Below are 18,268 nucleotides of genomic sequence, written 5' to 3'. Positions count from 1 at the left end.
CGTCACCGCGCCTCGGCGGGTACCTCGGTGTAGTGCGGCGCGAAGTGCTGCGCGGAGAACGTGAACCCGTTGCCGCTGGCCTCGCTCATACAGGACACGCCGGACTCCTGTACGTTGCAACGGAATCCGGCCGCGACCAGAATCCGGTTGAAGTCCAGCACCTTCGCTGTGTCCGCCGAATCCGTGGCGGCGAGCGAGAACTCGGGTTCGTCGAGCGCGACGAAGCGCGCCTCGCCCGCACGCTCGATCACCACGGCGTTGGGCGTCACATCCTGGCCCGCGGCGTCGGGCACCGAATCGGGTGCACCGGAGATGCCCAGGCTCGATGCCCATCCCGTCGCCGACTGACAGCCGGCCTTGACCCGCGGCACGATCGCGCACGCCCATCTGCCGCTGGGGGTGGTGAAGTAGTAGACGGCCGCACCCTGCGGATGTGCGGCGTAGTCGAAGGCGTTCACCAGATGTCTGCTGCTCGGCGTGGGCGGCGGCGGCTTCGACGTGCTCGCCTGGGTGGTCACGGCCGGTTCGCCGGTGTCGACGATCCGTTCGTTCGAGCAGCCCGCGCCGACGAGGGTAAGCATTGCCGCCAGCGATGCCAACCGGACAGCGTTGTGGCCCAACACGATCAGCTGGCGCCGATCCGTTCCGGGTTGACCGGCTCACGTGAGCGGATCAACGCCTTGATGTCGTCGAGCCCCTCCCAGATGTTGACGTTCATCCCGGCGATCACCCGGCTGTCGCCGTCGAACCAGAACGCCGTGAACTCTCGTGCGCCGACGTCTCCGCGATAGGCCACCCGTGCGTAGTCCGGGGCGTGGCCGACGTATTCCATGCCGAGGTCGTACTGATCGGTGAAGAAGTAGGGCAGCTCGGCGTATTCGGCGGGCCTGCCGAGCATCGCGTCAGCGGCGACGGCCGGTTGCTTGAGCGCGTTCGCCCAGTGTTCGGTGCGGATACGCGCGCCCAGCAGCGGGTGGTCGGCGGCCGCGATGTCCCCGACGGCGTAGATGTCCGGGTCGCTGGTGCGCAACGACGAATCGACCTGCACGCCGCCGTCGGCGATCGTCAACCCGGCGGCCTCGGCGAGCGCGATGTTGGGCGCCGCGCCGACCGCGATCAACACGTGGTCGGCGTCCACGGTGCTGCCGTCGTTGAGTTTCAGCCCGGTCGCGGTGCCGCCGGCTGAGGTGACCTCGTCCACCGTCGTCGACAGCCGCAGGTCGACGCCATGCTCGCGATGCAGGTTGGCGAACACCTCGCCGAGTTCACGCCCGAGCGCTGCCTGCAGCGGGGTGTCGGCGGTTTCGACCACGGTGACCGCAGCGCCTTGCTCACGCGCGTTGGCGGCCACCTCCAGGCCGATCCATCCGGCGCCGACGACGGCCAACGAAACACCGTCTTTCAGCGTCGATTTCAACGCCTCGGCGTCGTCGATGCTGCGCAGGTAGTGCACCCCGGCCGAATCCGCACCGGGGATCGGCGGTTTGCGCGAACGCGACCCGGTGGCCAGCAGCAGCTTGTCGTAGTGCACCGTGTCGCCGTCGGGCAGCGAAACGGTGTGCGCGCCGGTGTCGATGCCGGTCACCTCGGTGCCCAGTCGCAGTTCGACGCGGTGATCGCGGTACCAGGCCGAGTTCGCGACGGTGAAGTCGCCAAGCGCCTTCTTGCCCGCCAGGTAGTCCTTGGACAGCGGCGGCCGCTCGTAGGGGAGGTGTTCCTCGGCGGCAAACAGGACGATGTGGCCATCGAAATCCTTGTCCCGCAGTGCTTCTGCGGCCTTCGCCGCGGCGAGGCCACCGCCGACGATGACGATCGTGGACGATGTAGTCATGTCATCTGAGCTTACTCGCAGCGGAACACGACAGCGGAGCCGGTGTCGCGCGCCGTCAGCTCCTTGAGCAAGCGCGCATTTCGGACGGCGTGGCCGCCCAGGTCGTTGTTGAAGTAGACGACTACCCGCCTGCCCTCGGCGTCCCAGCCCAGGATTCGCTCGGCCCAGGCCCGCAGTTCGTCGTCGGGATAGGAACCGGCATACATCGAGTTCTGGTCGGGGCCGTGCATCCGGACGTAGACCAACTCGGCCGTCACGCGCGGCACGCAGCGCAGCCCCGCGCCGCTCATCACCACATAGGCCGCGCCGTGCCGCTCCAGCAGGGCATACACCGCGGGGTCGTCCCACGACGGATGACGTAGCTCCATCGCGACGTCGATGCGGTCGGGCATGAGGCGTAGGAAGGTGTCCAGAAGTGCGTCGTCGCGTTCCAACTGCGGATGCGGCTGCACCAGCAGCGCTTCGCTGCGGTCGCCCAACGCCGTCCAACACCGGTCGAACCGCTCGATCCAGGGCTCCGGCTGCCGCAGCCGGCGGTAGTGCGTCAACCCGCGCTGGGCCTTGACCGACATGGTGAAGCCGTCCGGCAGCCGCTGGCGCCACCCGGTGAATGCACTGTCCTTCGGCCAGCGGTAGAAGCTGGCATTGAGCTCGACGGTGTCGAACTCCTCGACGTAGCGGCCCAGCCGCTTGGCCACCGGCAGCCCCGGCGCATACAGCACATCGGTCCAGTGCGCATAGGACCACCCCGACGTGCCGATGCGGATCATCGCGAGGCGGCGACCTTCTCGCGCAGCTCGTCGTCCAGCGACACCCGCACCAGCGCCGCGGCCAGCTTCGCCGTCGAGCGCGGGGCGAGCCCGGCGAGGTCGTCGGCCTTGCCGGGCAGCCCCAATTCGCGTGCGGCGTTCACCGCACGCGTGTCGAAAAAGGGTCGCGCCCAGGTCCACACGTCCTGGACCTCGCGCAGAAAGATGTCGGCTCCGGTGTCGCCGATCCCCTTGAACTGCTTGAGGAGATCGGCGGCGGTGCGCACGTCGTGTTCGCTCTCGGCCGCCAATCGCCGTAGGTCACCGCCGTATTCGTCGCGGACCGTCTCGGCGATGTCGGTGAGCCGGGTGGCCGAGCTTTCGTCGTAGCGCACGTAGTGTGCGCGGCCGAACGCGCGGATCATGTCCTTGCGCTCGGCCTCGAGCACCGCATCGGGTTTGCGCAGCCCGTCAGCGAACAGCTCACGCGCCGCGCGCACCGCGATCGCGGCGTCGATCGGCTTGCTGGCCAGCATGCACAGCACCAGCAGTTCGAACAGCGGCATCGGCTGGTCCTTGAGCCGGATACCCGCCTCTTCGGCGTAGGTGGTGCCTGCATGCTCCAACAGGCTCTGGACCAACTGCTTTTGGTCAGAGGTTTCCACCTGCGCCGCCTACCCGCGCCGAGCGGGTGACAAACGTCTGCCACAGCAGCGCGAGCAGGGGAGGCGGGTAGGGGTCAGGCGGCCGTCGCGCCGGCGAGCTCGGCAGGCGCCAGGGCCTGCGCGACGATCTCGGCGACATCGGTCATCGGTTTGACCTCCAACGCGTCGAGCACGTCGGCCGGGACGTCGTCCAGGTCGGCCTCGTTGCGCTGCGGGATGAAAACCGTTGACAGCCCGGCGCGTTGGGCGGCAAGCAACTTCTGCTTGACCCCGCCGATCGGCAACACCCGCCCGTTCAGGGTGACCTCACCGGTCATCCCGACGTCCGAGCGCACCTGGCGTCCGGTGGCCATCGACACCAGCGCGGTCACCATCGTGACACCGGCCGACGGCCCGTCCTTGGGCACCGCGCCGGCCGGCACGTGCAGGTGGATAAGCCGCTCCAGCGTCTTCGGGTCGACACCCAACTGGTCGGCGTGCGACCGCACGTAGGACAGCGCGATCTGCGCCGATTCCTTCATCACGTCGCCGAGCTGACCCGTCAGAACCAGAGCGGAGTCCCCGGCCTGATCCGATCCGACGGCGTTGGCTTCGATGTAGAGCACATCGCCGCCCATTCCCGTCACCGCAAGGCCGGTGGCAACCCCCGGCACCGCGGTGCGCTCGGCCGACTCGGGCAAAAACCGTGGACGGCCAAGGTACTCAACGAGATCGGGCTCGTCGACCACGACCGGAGCCGGCTCGGTGGCCAGCTTGGTCGCGACCTTGCGCATCATCTTGGCCAGCAGCCGTTCAAACTGCCGCACACCGGGCTCGCGGGTGTAGTCCGCGGCCACCTTGCGCAGCGCGGCCTCGGTGACCTCGACTTCATCCATGGTCAGCGCCGCCCGATCCCGCTGCCGGGGCAGCAGGAAGGCCTGCGCGATGGCGAGCTTGTCGTCGGCGGTGTAGCCGTCGATCTCCACCAGCTCCATGCGGTCCAAAAGCGCCGACGGGATGTTCTCGATCACGTTGGCGGTGGCCAGGAACACCACGTCCGACAGGTCCAGATCCAGGTCCAGGTAGTGGTCGCGGAACGTGTGGTTCTGCGCCGGGTCCAAGACCTCCAGCAGAGCTGCCGCCGGATCGCCGCGATAGTCCGAGCCGACCTTGTCGATCTCGTCGAGCAGCACGACGGGGTTCATCGAACCCGCTTCGCCGATGGCCCGCACGATGCGCCCGGGCAGGGCACCGACATAGGTGCGCCGGTGACCGCGGATCTCGGCCTCGTCGCGCACGCCGCCGAGGGCGACGCGGACGAACTTGCGGCCCAACGCGCGGGCCACGCTCTCGCCTAACGACGTCTTACCGACGCCGGGCGGGCCGGCCAGCACCATCACCGCACCCGAACCGCGGCCGCCGACGATCTCCATGCCGCGCTGGGCGCGACGCGCCCGCACGGCCAGGTACTCGACGATGCGGTCCTTGACGTCCTCCAACCCGTGGTGGTCGGCGTCGAGAATCTCGCGCGCGCCCTTCAGGTCGGTGCTGTCGTCGGTGGTGACGTTCCACGGCAGGTCCAGCACGGTGTCCAGCCAGGTGCGGATCCAACCGCTCTCCGGGCTCTGGTCGCTGGCCCGTTCCAGCTTGCCGACCTCGCGCAGCGCCGCTTCGCGAACGTTGTCGGGCAGGTCGGCGGCCTCAACGCGGCTGCGGTAGTCATCAGATGACCCGGTGCCGTCGTCGGATTCGCCCAGCTCCTTGCGGATCGCGGCGAGTTGCTGGCGCAGCAGGAATTCCTTCTGCTGCTTCTCCATGCCCTCACGGACATCCTCGGCGATCTTGTCGGTCACCTCGACCTCGGCGAGGTGCTCGCCGGTCCATTCGATCAGCAGCTTGAGCCGCTCGGCGACGTCGGGGGTCTCCAGCAGCTGACGCTTCTGCACCAGCGTCAGGTACGACGCGTAACCGGCCGTGTCGGCCAGCGCCGACGGGTCGGTCAGCTGGTTGACGAAGTCGATGATCTGCCAGGCTTCCCGACGTTGCAGCATGGCCAGCAGCAGCTTCTTGTACTCGCCGGCCAGCGTCTTGACGTGCTCCGGTGCGGGACCCTCGATGACCTCGGTCACCTCGACCCACAGCGCGGTCCCCGGCCCGCTGGCCCCGGCACCGATGTGCGCACGGCTCTTGCCGCGCACCACCGCCGCGGTGCCGGTTCCGCCGGCGATCCGGCCGACCTGCACGATCTCGGCCAGCACACCGTAGGAGGGGTAGCGGTCGTCCAGCCGCGGCGCGATCAGCAGTTCGCCGGTCTCGCTGGCCTGCGCAGCATCCACCGCGGCCCGCGCGGCGTCGTCGAGTTCGATGGGAACGACCATCGACGGCAGCACGATCGGGTCGCTGTAGAAAAGAACGGGCACAACACGCGACGCTGTCGTTGCTTCAGCCATCAAATCCTCCAAAGTTCAGTCAGACGGACTCAACCTTGGGGTTGGCAGGTTTGTTCCCATACATCAATTTTCTGCCGTCCGCAGAATCCGTCCGCGGGGCGGCCCCACCCACAACCACCCAAAAAGGCAGGGAGCCTGCCGTTCGGGGGTGACGGCAGGCTCCCTGTGTGGGGTGGTTTAGACGGCGCCAGAGGCTCCAAGCACCCGCTGGATATCGGGCTTCATCTGCTCGAGCTGCTGACCCCAGTAGCCCCAGCTGTGCGTGCCCTGTGCGGGGAAGTTGAACACCCCGTTGGCCCCACCCGCGGCGACGTAGTTGTCGCGGAAGGTGATGTTGGTGCGCAACGTGAACCCTTCGAGGAACTGCGCTGCCATCAGGTTCTGCCCCGCAGCCCCGGAGTCCAGATCCGACGGGGTTCCGGTGCCGCAGTAGATCCAGATGCGGGTGTTGTTGGCCACCAACTGACCGATGTTGATCATCGGGTCATTGCGCTTCCACGCCGGGTCCGTTGACGGGCCCCACATGCTCTCGGCGTTGAACCCGCCCGCATCCTGCATCGCCAGCCCGATCAGCATCGGCCACCAGCCCTCGGAGGGGTTGAGGAAGCCCGACAGCGACGCGGCGTAGATGAACTTCTGCGGGTAGTAGATCGCGTACGTCAGCGCGCTGCTGCCGGCCATCGAGATGCCGACCACCGCATTGCCGTTCTGCGACACGCCCCGGTTGGCTTCCAGCCACGCGGGCAGTTCCTGGGTCAGGAACGTCTCCCACTTGTAGGTGTAGTCCTGGCCGTTACCCCGTGACGGCTGGTACCAGTCGGTGTAGAAACTGGACTGACCGCCGACCGGCATGACGACCGAGAGCCCCGACTGGTAGTACCACTCGAACGCCGGGGTGTTGATGTCCCAGCCGTTGTAGTCGTCCTGGGCGCGCAGGCCGTCGAGCAGGTACACCGCGTGCGGACCGCCGCCCTGGAACTGGATCCGGATGTTGCGGTTCATCGCCGCGGAGGGCACATCCAGATACTCGACGGGTAGCCCCGGCCGAGAGAACGCGCCAGCGGTCGCCGAGCCCCCGACGACGCCGATCAGACCGGGCAGAGTCACCGCCGTCACGGCGGTGACCGCCAAGCGGCGCAACAGTTTTGTTCTGGTACCTCGGTACCTCTTAAAGAACTTCATAACGGCAACCAACCCACCTTTCATCGCTTGTCACAAAGCAATTGCCGTCGCTTCCTGCGTAATGAAACACGCATGGTGGGCCGGACCACGGGCTCGACACTCGGTTGCCGTATCGCGGTTGGCTAACGATTCCGACTCGGCGCGGACTCAGGATCCGCCGATACCTGCCGTGACCAGTGAGAAAGGAGTGACTACTGTGACGACGGCCCGACGCCGCGTCCGAACCGGTGCAGCTGGGTCACGTGGCCCGGACCCAACTCGTCGAGGGACGTCACGCCGAGCAGCCGCATTGTACGACTGACCTGCGCCGAGAGGATCTCGATGGCACGGGCGACGCCGGCCTCACCGCCTGCCATCAGCCCGTAGAGGTAGGCGCGTCCGACCAGGGTGAACCGTGCGCCCAGCGCGATCGCGGCGACGACGTCGGCTCCCGACATGATTCCGGTGTCCAGCAAAACCTCGGTGTCGTCGCCGACCTCGCGTGCGACGTGGGGGAGCAGGTGAAACGGCACCGGGGCGCGGTCGAGTTGGCGACCGCCGTGATTGGACAGCACGATACCGTCGACTCCGAGATCCACCACCGCCCTGGCATCCTCAACTGTTTGGATTCCCTTGACCACCAGGCGATTCGGCCACTGCTTCTTGATCCAGGCCAGATCCTCGAACGTGACGGTGGGATCGAACATCGTGTCCAGGTATTCGGCGACGGTGCCGGGCCAGCGGTCCAGCGACGCGAACGCCAGCGGTTCGGTGCTCAGCAGGTCGAACCACCAGCGGGCACGCGGTAGGGCATCGAGCACGGTGCGCAGGGTCAGCGTGGGCGGAATCGACATGCCGTTGCGGGTGTCGCGAAGCCGGGCACCTGCGACCGGAACGTCGACGGTCACCAGCAGCGTGTCGTAGCCTGCCGCGGCGGCGCGCTCCACCAGCGCCATCGACCGGTCCCGGTCCTTCCACATGTACAGCTGAAACCAGTTGCGGCCATGGGGATTAGCCGCCTGCACATCCTCGATGGAGGCGGTGCCCAGCGTGGACAGCGAGAACGGGATACCTGCACGTGCCGCGGCGTGAGCGCCGGCGATCTCGCCCTCGGTGTGCATGAGCCGGGTGAAACCGGTCGGGGCAATGCCGAAGGGCTGGGCGACCGCGGCGCCCAGAACGGTGCGGCTGGTGTCGACCGCGGCGACGTTACGCAGGATCGTCGGATGAAACTCGATGTCGCGGAACGCCTGGCGCGCCCGGTCCAGCGACAGCTCATCCTCGGCGGCGCCGTCGGTGTAATCGAACGCCGCCCTGGGGGTGCGTCGCCGTGCCAACCTGCGCAGGTCGGCGATGGTCAACGCATCGGCGAGCCGTCGCTGCCCGCCCAACCGCGGCGCACGAAAACCCAGCAGAGGAGCCAACTCCGCAGGACGCGGTACCCGTCGCTTCACGGCGCCCACGTCCGGGCCTCCGGCTCGATGACGAGCCAGCCGTGCGGCGCGACCTCGGTCTCGTCCACCGTGTCGGCCGGACGTGCGCCGGACCCTGCCACGATGCGGCCGCGGCCGAAGCCGAGGTCGTCCAGCGCGACCCGAAGCGGGGCGTCGTCGATGTTGAGCGCGACCACCAACGCCGTGGCACCGTCGCGGGTTTCATAGACGTACTGACGGTTGGCCAGGTGCAGCGCCGACGTACGCGCGGTGTGCAGCCAGGAATGTCGCCTGCGCAGACCGATCAGGTGCTGGTGCAGCCGGAACACGTCCTGGCGGTGCTCGTCGTCGTTCGGCGCGGGCCCGAATTCCGGTCGTACCGCGTCGTCGCCGCCGAAGCGCTCCTCCTTGACGCCGAGATAGGCGAACTCGTCACCGGCGTACACGCTCGGTGTGCCGCCGGTGGTGAACAGGAGGACCAGCGCGTGCTCGAGGTGTCCGGCGTCGCTGAGCCGGCTGGCGATCCGGGTGACGTCGTGGTTGCCGGCGAACGTCATCGGCACGAAGGTGTCGAGGAACTCGTTGTGCCGCAGCAGCGCCCAGTCCAGTTCGTGGAAGTTACCGTCGATCAGCGCGCTCCAGATCGCTTTCCACAGCTCGTACTGGGTCACCGAATCGAAGCGCGACTCAGCGACGCGCGCCGCATAGTCGCCGTGGATGACCTCCCCGACGAACCAGGCGTCGGGATATCGCGCGCGGACCAGGGGCAGTACCTCGGCCCAGAACCGGTCGGGCACCGCGTACGCCGCATCGAGGCGCCACCCGTCGGCGCCGCGGCCCAGCCAGTGCGTCATCACGTCGACGGTGTGGGTGATCACCTCCGGATTGTCGTGATCGAGAGCGATCAGGTTGCCGTGACCCTCGAACGTGTCAAAGCCCTTGTCGCCCTTGCGGAACCAGTCAGAGCGGGCGAAATCGGCGGCGACGTGGTTGAACACCCCGTCGAGCAGGATGCGCAGCCCGCGGCTTTTCGCCTCGGCAACCAGCGTGTCGAAGTCGCCGTCGTCACCGAGGCGGGGGTCGATGCGGTAGTGGTCGACGGTGTCGTACCCGTGGGTGCGGGAGGCGAACACCGGCCCGAGCGCAATGCCGGAGGCGCCGAGTTCGATGGCGTGGTCCAGCCATCCGACGACGCGGCGCAGCCGGTGTTCGTCCGGACCCGGCGGCGGGTCGGCCGGATACGCGCCGACGAACCCCAGCGGGTAGATCTGCCACCAGATCACGTGCTGCACCCAGGCGGGCTCGGTCATGACCGGAACTTGGCTTCGTAGAGGGCCTTCATCGGTTCGGTGAACTGCGGGGCCGGCCCTTCGACGGTCAGCAGGGGAGCCACCGTGGTGATCGGCAGCGGCGCCACCGGCGACGGCGGCGCACCCCACTCCCGCAGCCACTGGCTCAGCTGTGCCGAGGACGTCGCGTAGACGATGCGGTCCAACCCCACCCAGGCGTGCGCGGCCGCGCACATCGGGCAGTGCTCACCGGAGGTGTACACGGTGGCGCCGGCCCGTTCGGCGGGGCTCAGGTTGGTTACCGCCCAGCGCGCGATCGCGAATTCCGGATGGCGGGTCGGGTCGCCGTCCTTGACCCGGTTGCGGTCCTCGAAGCGGGTGCGGCCGTCGGCGTCGACCAGGATCGACCCGAACGGCTGGTCGCCGTTTTCCAGCGCCTCACGCGCCAGTTCCACGCAGCGGCTCAGGCGGGCGAGATCGTCGTCGCTTAGGGCCATCGACCCGCAGTCTACGGGGCGCCGACCTCCAGACGGCACGCACACGAGGCCGCGATCGGCACGTCCGCACGCGCCAGGGCCAACGCCAACTGCTGCCCGATGATCGTCGCTTCGTCGGTGCGGCCCAGCCGCTGCAGGCATTCGTGGTAACCGTGCAGGCTCCACACGTTGTTGGGGTGCTGACACGCCCGCGGCAGTGTGCGATCCAGTCCGAGGTCGGCGGCGTACACCGCGGCGGCCTCGTCCACCCGGCCCTGTTCGAGCAGCAGGGCGCCGTAGGCGTGCCTGGTCGGCTGCATCCAGCCCCACGGTTCGTCGTAGGGCAGCGCGTCGTCGAGCGCGATCGCGGCCTCCAACCGTGCGAACGCCTCGTCGAACTCGCCCTCCCGGTAGGCGATCTCACCGGCGAGCATCTGCGCGGCGATCGCCAAGATGTCGATCACGGTGTTGTTGAACAGGTACCGGGTTTCGGGGATGCGGGCATACGCGCTCAGAAACGCCTCATGCTCGGTGTGGGCCTCGGCGAGGTTTCCCTTGACCGCGTGCGCGACGCCGCGGCCGTAGTGGATGGTCGCCGCGGTGGAGCAGTACAGGTCGAGGTCGTGGGGCAGCCGATGGGCGATCAGCTCGTCCCAGCGGCCGAACCGGACCAGCGCATGGACACCCAACGGCACGAACGCCTCTAGCCAGTCGGCCATCGGCGGGGACTCGATGCTCAGCAGTTGCGGTGTCAGCTGTCCGGCGAGCTCGTCGGCGGCCGCGAAGGCGGCGCGCGAATTGCCTTCCAGCATCGCCGAATACACGATGAAATGCAGGTTGTGGGCGCGGTAGAGCGAATAGAAGTTCAGCGGCCCGGACCGCTGCACGAACCGCTGATCGACTTGTGCCGCAGCCGAGTTCGCCACCACCGAATCCCGGTAGTTCCCGCACAGCACGTCGATGTGGCTGGGCATGTGCCGCAGATGGCCCGCGTCGGGCACCAGATCGCGCAGCAGGTCCGCGGCGGGTAGCGCATCCTGCGGGCGGGCCGACATCTCCATGGTGTGCACATACAGGTGCAGGATGCCGGGATGTTCGCGTCCCGCGGCGGTGTCGAGCGCGTGGTCGAGGATCTGTTTGGCCTGCAGCACCCGCGAGCCGACGGCCGGTTCGCCGGTGCGGGTGTCCCACAACGCCCACGCGGTCACGTTGACCAGGGCGTCGGCGGTCAGCGCGGCTACGTCGATGTCGTCGGGATAGGCCTCGCTCAAGGCCGCCATCGCATCGGCGTAGGCCAGGCTCCCGGCACCCAGCGCCTCGGCGTCATCGGGGTCTTCGGTGGGAAACCGCGCCTGCAGCGCGCTGATCAGCCCGCGCTCCACGGTGGACGCGCGCCCGCCGGCGGCCAGCCCGAGTTCGGTCCTGGCCCTGGCCAACGCCGTTGCCATCTCGACGGGGTCGAATGCCTCCCACGCCTTGTTGTAGTTGGGCCCGATCGCATACGCGATTCCCCAGCGCGCGACCGCCAGGTCGGGATCGAGTTCCAGCGCGCGCTCGAAGCAGCTGACAGCCTCTTCGTGGTTGAACGCGTACGCCCACACCATGCCCCGGTCGAACCACGCCTGCGCTCCTGGATCGGCGGTATCGGTGCGTCGGTGATAGCGACCCAGGTCGTAGTACGGCTCGGTGTGCGCAAAGGCCATGAGGCACGATAAGCCCTGCGCGGCGGCGGCGCGCTGATTCGACAAGCTGAGCTAGAACGTGTTCTAGTGCTGCCATGGTGAAGTTCACCGATATCGGCGATGTCTCCGCTGGGGAGATCGCTCAGCTACGCGCGGCCTACGCGCCGCTCGCCGAGTCCGTGCGCGAACTCGTGGACGCGACCATCCGCACCGAGGTCGACGCGGAGACGGTGGCCGCGGTCAAGGCGCAGATCGACGCGGCGACCGCGCGGCTGCGGTCGGAGCAGAGCGACGGCCCGTTCGGGGTGCGCACCACCAGCGGCGGCGAGCGGATGGCGTGGGGGAATCCGGTGATCGGCATCCGCAACCCGTTCGCGCCGCCGCTGGTGGTGCACCGCGACGCCGACGGGCGGGTGCACACCGAATTCGACATGGGCGCGGCCTACGAGGGCCCGCCGGGTCACGTGCACGGCGGCATCGCCGCGCTGGTGCTCGACCACCTGCTCGGCGAAGCGGCAAGCGACGGGGTGAAGCCACGCTTCACCGGCACCATCACCCTGCGCTACCTGCGCACCACCCGGCTCGGCCGGCTACACGCCGAGGCGAAGGTCACCCGCAGCGAGGGCGTCAAGACCTATGCCACAGGTCATTTGGCTGACGAAGAGGGCGTCACGGCGGAAGCCGAGGGCGTGTTCATTTCACCGAAGTGGGCTCGCGAACACTAGCGATACTCGACAGGCTGCGGGTGATCGCCGCGATCTCGGAGACAAGTACCCGCGCGGCACCGTTGTCCGCGGACAATTCGGCGGCCCGGTCGCGCACCTGCTGGTTGGCGGCGCTGAGCGCAGCCAGATCGACCGTCCACGGCTCGGCCGGACTCGGCGGGGCGCCGCGCAACGCATCGACGTAGTCGTCGACGGCCGCGACGAATTCGGGTGTCACGTTGGTGAGCGGTTGCGGCGGCAGGCTGGCCTCCAGCGCCGTGCACGCGCTCGTGACCGCGTTGAGCGCCGCCCGGTACGAGCGCAGCCACCGGCGCAGTTCGGGCGAGTCCAGCCGGGCCGCCCCCGACGCCGCTTCGAACGATGCGCGGGCGCGGAAGGCCTTCTGCCAGGCCGCCGACACCGCGTCGGCAGGCCGGTCGAGTTCGTGGATGTAGGCCTTGATCACCGTTGCGGCGTAGTCGATTTCACCCTTCAGCAGCTCACCTGAGCGTTGCCACAGCCGGATCAGCGCGTGGTCGGGGAACGCCACGTGCGCGACCACGGCCAGCCCGCCGCCGATCACCACGGAGAACAACCGGTCTTCGACCGTCGCACCCGAGGTTGCCGTGCCGATGTCGAGCAGAAACACCACCGCCCCGGCCAGCGCCACGCTGGCCACGATGTAGCCGAACCGGGTGACCGCGTAGGTGATCGCCACGAACAGCGTCGCCAGCACCGCGGCGACGTACCCGGTCGGCTCCAGTAACAGGGTGATCGACGACGTCAACACGATGCCCGCCGCGATGGCGGCGATGCGGCCGACGCAGCGGGTGTAGGTGTGTGCGGTTTCCGGGCGCAGCACCATCAGGACCGTCAGCGCGGCCCAGTAGCCGTGGTTGACCGGTGCGAAGCGGTCGGCGGCGATGCCCAGCGTGACCGCCGCCGAAAGCCGCACCGCGTGGCGCAGAATCGGCGATGTCCACGTCAGGTGGGTGCGCACCTGTGCGGCTGCCGTGCGGATCGGGTTGATGACGTCGGGTCGGTAGAGGTCGGGGAAGCGCAGCTCGGCGGCTTCGTGTAGCTGCTGTGAAAGCCGTTGTGCAGTAGCGACTTCCGGCCCGCCGATCATCGAAACCGCGGTGTCGACGCGAACGAGCGCGTGCTCGGCGTCGCGGCGCGCGGTGTGCTTGTGATCGGCGATCGTGTCGAGCACGGCGGCCGCGGACCCCAGCATCTGTGACACGTCGTCACGCTCGCCGTCGGCAGAGCCGCGAAACGCGTGCAATGTGGCCATGATCCGCTCGGGCAGCCGGTGCCCGCCGAGATAGGCTCTGGGCCGCCTGCTGGCCTGGGTGTCCATGAACGCGTCGCGCAACGACGGTGACAGCGCCGCGTCCAGCGGCGCCGCCCGGTCCGCCGCGACCTGGCGGGCATCGTCGGCCAACGACCGATAAGCGTTCGCCAACGCCTCCCGCTGGGTCCGCCACCGCTGCGGAGGCCACACGGCGATCAACACCGCCTGCAGACAGCCCGCGGCGATCGCCAACACGGTGGGTACCAGCACCGATGACACCGACGGGGGCACGGGCGCCGCGACCACGAGCAGTGCGCTGGCCGCCGCGCCGACCAGCCCGGCGTTGCCGCCCAGCGCCCACTGCAGCCCCGCGCCGAAACACCACACCGCCACGACCATGACGAACAGCACGTTGTAGGCGCCGGTCAGCGCGCCGAGAAGGACGGCGGCCCCCATTTGCAGCGAGACCGTGACGACCAGTGACACCCGCCCACCGGGGCTGTCCTGAAGGGCGATCGCGCCTGCGATGGCGGCGGCTCCGGCCGCCCACAACGCCGCCGCGCCGGAATGGCACAGCAGACCCACGGTTGCCATCGCCAGGACGCCGAGCAGGCTGCGCACAACCGCCCCGATGTCCGGCGACGTCGGCCGTAGGGCTTCGACGACCTTGCCCCCGGTGGTCACTCAGCCATTCTGACCCTTTTTCACCCGGTACCGGTGCAGTACACGCGGTCACCTCGCCGCGGGCGGTGGCCCCGCGCGCCCAGCGGGTCGACGTCCATAATCGCCGGGCCCGTCAAATATGTTGCGGCACCGACTATCCCGTGTCCACGGGCGGGTCGGTTTCCGGTAACCTCGCAGCCAGTTCGCAATTCGGCTGATGTGGGCGCTGTTGCGGGGATAAAGTCCGGGGAATGAGCACAGCGGCCGAACGTGCAGCTCAACTGGATCTCGTCGCCCGGCTGAAATCGGCGTATCCCGAGCTTCCCGACGCTCCCACCCCTGATCTGCTCGACCACGGGCGCATCACGGCATACCTCAAACCGGTCCACGACGTAGGCGGTGAGCCGGATGCTCCGATGAAGTACGAGAACAAGCAGTACGAGCTGTGGGAGCACATGACCTACGTCATCTGCGAAGTGCTGGCGTGGCGCGGCATCTGGCTCTCAGAAGAGCGTCGCCGCATCGGCAACGTCGACGTCGGCCGGGCCCAGTATCTCGGGCTGCCCTATTACGGGCGGTGGCTGCTGGCCGTCGCCCGGGTACTGGTGGAAAAGCACCACATCGCCCTCGGCGAGTTGAGCGAGCGGATGGCCGAGGTCGCCGCCCGCTACGACGGCGGGCTGCGCGGTCGGGCGCTGGCGGCCAACCCGAAGTTCGAAGGTGACGGGTCCCAGGTCAAACGCAACGCCCATCACAAACACGCGGTCGGCAAGGGTGATCCCCAGGTCTATGCCGGTCAGGCCGGCGAGCCGAAGTTCAAGGTTGGCGACGCGGTGCTGGTGCGCGAACTTCCCGTCGTGTTCTACACCCGCACACCCGAATATGTGCGCGGCGCGACCGGCGAGATCGCCACAGTGGCCTACGAGAGCCCCGCGGCTGAGGACGAAACCTGGGATCGCCCCGATGCGCGGCCGGAGTGGTTCTACGTCGTCCGGTTCAACATGTCCGAATTATGGGACGGCTACACCGGCACCGCCGATGACGTCATCCAGACCGAAATTCCCGAGCGCTGGCTGCAGTCGGCGACCTGAGTTCACAGGGGCGTACATGACCGACCACGACCACGACCACGACCACGAACGCACCGTCGCCCCGATGGTCGACGAGATCACCGACTTCGAGGTACTCGAGATCGCGCTGCGCGAATTGTGTATCGAGAAGGGCATCTTCACCGCCGAGGAGCACCGGCGCTTCACCGAGTTCGCCGAGCAGATCGGGCCCACGCCCGCGGCCCGGCTGGTCGCACGGGCCTGGCTGGATCCCGCCTTCGAAAAGCTCGCGTTGTCCGAACCGATGGCAGCCAGCAAGGAGGTCGGCGTCGACTGGATGGAACCCACAGGGTTCGGCACGCCAAGCGATTTCACCGCGTTCGAGATCCTCGCCGACACCCCGGATGTGCACCACGTCATCGTGTGCGCGCTGTGCTCGTGCTATCCGCGGCCGATCCTCGGCAACTCACCGGAGTGGTACCGCACACCGAACTACCGGCGGCGCCTGGTCCGCTGGCCGCGTCAGGTGCTCGCCGAGTTCGGCCTTTACCTGCCCGATGAAATCGCCATCCGGGTGCAGGATTCCAACCAGAAGCACCGGTTCATGGTGATGCCGATGCGCCCGGCGGGCACCGAGGGTTGGACCGAGGACCAGTTGGCGGAGATCATCACCCGCGACTGCCTGATCGGTGTCGCCCTGCCGAAACCGGGGGTGACCACCAACGTGATCACCGAGACCCGCCCGGCGATCCACCCGGTCACGTGAGCGCCACGCCCGAGCCGAAGCCGGTTGCCCCGCTGCAGGAGATCGTGCAGCGCAACCAGGTGTGGTCGCGGATGGCGGCCAAGTACGGGGTGGACAATCCCGTGCCGCCGTGGAAGACCAGCCTGGACGGCATGTGCGACGCGCTCGACCGCGCGGCATGTCGCACCGACGTTCCGGACTTCAAAGAGCGCCGCGACGAGGAGGACGCGTTGTCGGCGACGGTGTACGCGGACCTGCCGTATCCGGAGAACCAGTTGGTGGCGCTGGCCCATTCGCTGGTCGCCCGCGGGATCATCGACCAGAACGAACTCGAACGGCAGATGGCTGCGGTGCGCGACAGGCTGGAGGCCTAGCCGGCCGGCGACCGGGTCAGCGTGGCCAGGGTAGGTTCGGCGGCGTGGAGAAAGTGATCATCACGCTGCGCGGCGCCGACGCGGACGAAAACTGGTGCGCGCGAATGCGCGCTCAGGTGGCCGCCGACCTGCTCGACATGGATCTGCCGGGGCTGTCCATCAACCTGCGCGACGACGCGGTGCGCGATTCGCTGATGACGCTGACGACGATGGAGCCTCCGGTGGTCGGGTTGGTCACGTTGTGGACGCAGCAGTCCTACGGCGAACAGGTGACGGCCGCGGTCGCGCGGCTGCAGGCCGAAGCCGCCGACGTCGCCGCCTACCTGGTCACCGAGTCCGTTCCGCTGGCCCCGCCCGACACCGTGCCCGGACAACGCAGTCCGGGGCTGGCCAACGTCGCGCTGTTGCGTCGCCCCGCCGACCTGGACGAGGCGACCTGGCGGGCGCGGTGGCACATCGACCACACCCCGGTAGCCATCGCGACCCAGGCGACTTTCGGCTACCTCCAGAACGCGGTCGTACATGCGCTGACGCCCGGCGCACCGACGCTCGCCGCGATCGTCGAGGAGTTGTTCCCCGCAGAGGCCGTCTCGGACCTGCACGCGTTCTTCGGCGCCGCCGATGACGACGACCTGCGCGACCGGATGGAGCGGATGGTGGCCAGCACGGCGGCATTCGGCGCCAACCGCGACGTCGACACCGTGCCGACGAGCCGCTACGTGTACCGCACCCCGTTCGCGGCCAACCCGCTGCGCCGTACAGTCGACCGGTGACCGAAGAGCAACCAGTGCCACTGCTGATCAGCGACGAGAACCGGGTCCGCACCCTCACGTTGAACCGGCCGGATGTCCTCAACGCGTTCAACGAGGAGCTGTACCTGGCCACCGCGACCGCGCTGCGCGAGGCCGCCACCGATCCGGACGTGGCCGTGGTGCTGTTGACCGGGGCGGGCCGGGCGTTCAGCGCGGGCAACGACCTTGTCGAAATGCAGCGCCGCATCACCGATCCGACCTTCAACGAGCAGGGCAGTCACTTCTCCACGATGATCGACGCGCTCACCGAACTCCCCAAACCGCTGATCTGTGCGGTCAACGGTGTCGGGGTCGGCATCGGCGCAACGCTTCTGGGCTATGCCGATCTGGTGTTCATGTCGTCGACGGCGAGGTTGAAAACCCCGTTCACCAGCCTCGGGGTGGCGCCGGAGGCGGCGTCGTCGTACCTGCTGCCCCGGCTGATGGGCAGGCAGAACGCCGCGTGGCTGCTGATGTCATCGGAGTGGGTGGACGCCGAGGAGGCCAAGCAGATGGGGTTGGCGTGGCAGGTGTGTGCGCCCGACGATCTGTTGCCGCAGGCCCGCCGGCACGCGAACATCCTTGCCGAGAAACCGATTTCGAGCCTAATGGCGGTCAAGCAGACCATCGTCGCGCCGACCCGCGCCGAGATCGCCGCCGCGACCGCCAGGGAGATCGAGCACTTCGCCGTGCTGATGGGCGGCGCGGCGAACGCCGAGGCGCTGGCCGACTTCACCGGGCGTCGCGCCGCCCAGTGAGGCAGCCGTCGACCTCGCTATGAGCCTCGATGATCGCGCGCAGGGTGCGCCGGCACCGGCCGCAGTCACCGCCTGCGCCGCACGCCTCGGCGATCTGTTTGGACGTCGTCGCGCCGTTGGCGACGACCGCATCGACGTCGCTGCTCGTGATTCCCATGCACAGACAGACGAACAT

The 18,268-nt window shown here is 68.4% G+C and carries 18 protein-coding genes; 6 read left to right on the top strand and 12 right to left on the bottom strand.

All coding sequences use genetic code 11. From position 1 onward, the window contains the following. Positions 1-2: 2 nt before the first annotated feature. The 10 genes from K3U96_RS12590 to K3U96_RS12545 all read right to left on the bottom strand — a co-directional run bounded on the left by K3U96_RS12590 (position 3) and on the right by K3U96_RS12545 (position 11,736). Positions 3-581, bottom strand: a complete 579-nt coding sequence (locus K3U96_RS12590; protein ID WP_220693215.1) for a hypothetical protein — start codon at positions 579-581, stop codon at positions 3-5. A gap of 44 nt (positions 582-625) precedes the next feature. Beyond that, a complete protein-coding gene (locus K3U96_RS12585) occupies positions 626-1,831 on the bottom strand; it encodes an NAD(P)/FAD-dependent oxidoreductase (RefSeq protein ID WP_220693214.1) in 1,206 nt (401 codons plus the stop codon). Between the two features lie 11 nt (positions 1,832-1,842). Beyond that, positions 1,843-2,601: a DUF72 domain-containing protein gene (locus K3U96_RS12580; protein ID WP_220693213.1), complete on the bottom strand. Its 759-nt coding sequence runs from the start codon at positions 2,599-2,601 to the stop codon at positions 1,843-1,845. Then, complete coding sequence (locus tag K3U96_RS12575) at positions 2,598-3,245, bottom strand: HhH-GDP family DNA glycosylase (protein ID WP_220693212.1); 648 nt, start codon at positions 3,243-3,245, stop codon at positions 2,598-2,600. The genes K3U96_RS12580 and K3U96_RS12575 overlap by 4 nt, the downstream gene beginning before the upstream one ends. A gap of 74 nt (positions 3,246-3,319) precedes the next feature. Further along, positions 3,320-5,674, bottom strand: a complete 2,355-nt coding sequence (gene lon / locus K3U96_RS12570; RefSeq protein WP_220693211.1) for an endopeptidase La — start codon at positions 5,672-5,674, stop codon at positions 3,320-3,322. A 177-nt stretch (positions 5,675-5,851) separates the two neighbouring features. Next, on the bottom strand, positions 5,852-6,856 hold the full coding sequence (locus K3U96_RS12565) for an esterase family protein (RefSeq protein WP_069405879.1): 1,005 nt from the start codon (positions 6,854-6,856) through the stop codon (positions 5,852-5,854). Positions 6,857-7,047: 191 nt separating this feature from the next. Further along, a complete protein-coding gene (locus tag K3U96_RS12560) occupies positions 7,048-8,289 on the bottom strand; it encodes an alpha-hydroxy acid oxidase (RefSeq protein WP_069405880.1) in 1,242 nt (413 codons plus the stop codon). After that, positions 8,286-9,578, bottom strand: a complete 1,293-nt coding sequence (locus K3U96_RS12555) for an alpha-amylase family glycosyl hydrolase (RefSeq protein ID WP_220693210.1) — start codon at positions 9,576-9,578, stop codon at positions 8,286-8,288. Before K3U96_RS12555 ends, K3U96_RS12560 begins: the two co-directional genes overlap by 4 nt. Beyond that, positions 9,575-10,054: a nucleoside deaminase gene (locus K3U96_RS12550; RefSeq protein WP_069405882.1), complete on the bottom strand. Its 480-nt coding sequence runs from the start codon at positions 10,052-10,054 to the stop codon at positions 9,575-9,577. The genes K3U96_RS12555 and K3U96_RS12550 overlap by 4 nt, the downstream gene beginning before the upstream one ends. Positions 10,055-10,065: 11 nt before the next feature. Continuing rightward, positions 10,066-11,736, bottom strand: coding sequence for a tetratricopeptide repeat protein (locus K3U96_RS12545; protein ID WP_220693209.1), 1,671 nt, complete (start codon positions 11,734-11,736; stop codon positions 10,066-10,068). Between the two features lie 74 nt (positions 11,737-11,810). Between K3U96_RS12545 and K3U96_RS12540 the strand changes: the two genes are divergently transcribed. Beyond that, entirely contained in the window at positions 11,811-12,440 is a 630-nt protein-coding gene (locus tag K3U96_RS12540; protein ID WP_220693208.1) for a PaaI family thioesterase, read from the top strand. Here the strand turns inward: K3U96_RS12540 and K3U96_RS12535 are convergent. Further along, positions 12,409-14,397 (bottom strand): FUSC family protein, encoded by a 1,989-nt coding sequence (locus K3U96_RS12535; protein ID WP_220693207.1) that lies wholly within the window; start codon positions 14,395-14,397, stop codon positions 12,409-12,411. The genes K3U96_RS12540 and K3U96_RS12535 overlap by 32 nt on opposite strands. A 230-nt stretch (positions 14,398-14,627) precedes the next feature. On the opposite strand from K3U96_RS12535, the gene K3U96_RS12530 reads away from it, so the two are divergent. From K3U96_RS12530 to K3U96_RS12510, 5 genes are read left to right on the top strand one after another with little or no spacing between them, the layout of a single operon-like run. Then, positions 14,628-15,467: an SH3-like domain-containing protein gene (locus K3U96_RS12530; RefSeq protein WP_069404068.1), complete on the top strand. Its 840-nt coding sequence runs from the start codon at positions 14,628-14,630 to the stop codon at positions 15,465-15,467. Between the two features lie 16 nt (positions 15,468-15,483). Beyond that, positions 15,484-16,191: a thiocyanate hydrolase subunit gamma gene (gene scnC / locus K3U96_RS12525; protein ID WP_220693206.1), complete on the top strand. Its 708-nt coding sequence runs from the start codon at positions 15,484-15,486 to the stop codon at positions 16,189-16,191. Then, positions 16,188-16,544 (top strand): thiocyanate hydrolase, encoded by a 357-nt coding sequence (locus K3U96_RS12520; RefSeq protein WP_069404070.1) that lies wholly within the window; start codon positions 16,188-16,190, stop codon positions 16,542-16,544. The genes scnC and K3U96_RS12520 overlap by 4 nt, the downstream gene beginning before the upstream one ends. Before the next feature lie 44 nt (positions 16,545-16,588). Then, positions 16,589-17,317, top strand: a complete 729-nt coding sequence (locus tag K3U96_RS12515; RefSeq protein ID WP_069404071.1) for an EthD domain-containing protein — start codon at positions 16,589-16,591, stop codon at positions 17,315-17,317. 14 nt (positions 17,318-17,331) lie between these two features. Further along, positions 17,332-18,093, top strand: coding sequence for an enoyl-CoA hydratase/isomerase family protein (locus K3U96_RS12510; RefSeq protein WP_220693507.1), 762 nt, complete (start codon positions 17,332-17,334; stop codon positions 18,091-18,093). Here K3U96_RS12510 and K3U96_RS12505 read toward each other — a convergent pair. Continuing rightward, a complete protein-coding gene (locus tag K3U96_RS12505; RefSeq protein WP_069404072.1) occupies positions 18,068-18,268 on the bottom strand; it encodes a (2Fe-2S)-binding protein in 201 nt (66 codons plus the stop codon). The two genes, K3U96_RS12510 and K3U96_RS12505, sit on opposite strands and share 26 nt — an antisense overlap.

Origin of the sequence: Mycolicibacterium holsaticum DSM 44478 = JCM 12374 (assembly GCF_019645835.1) — a bacterium.
GTDB lineage: Bacteria > Actinomycetota > Actinomycetes > Mycobacteriales > Mycobacteriaceae > Mycobacterium > Mycobacterium holsaticum.
The sequence above is the reverse complement of the archived record's forward strand: the minus strand, read 5'-3'. Positions and strand labels throughout refer to the sequence as shown.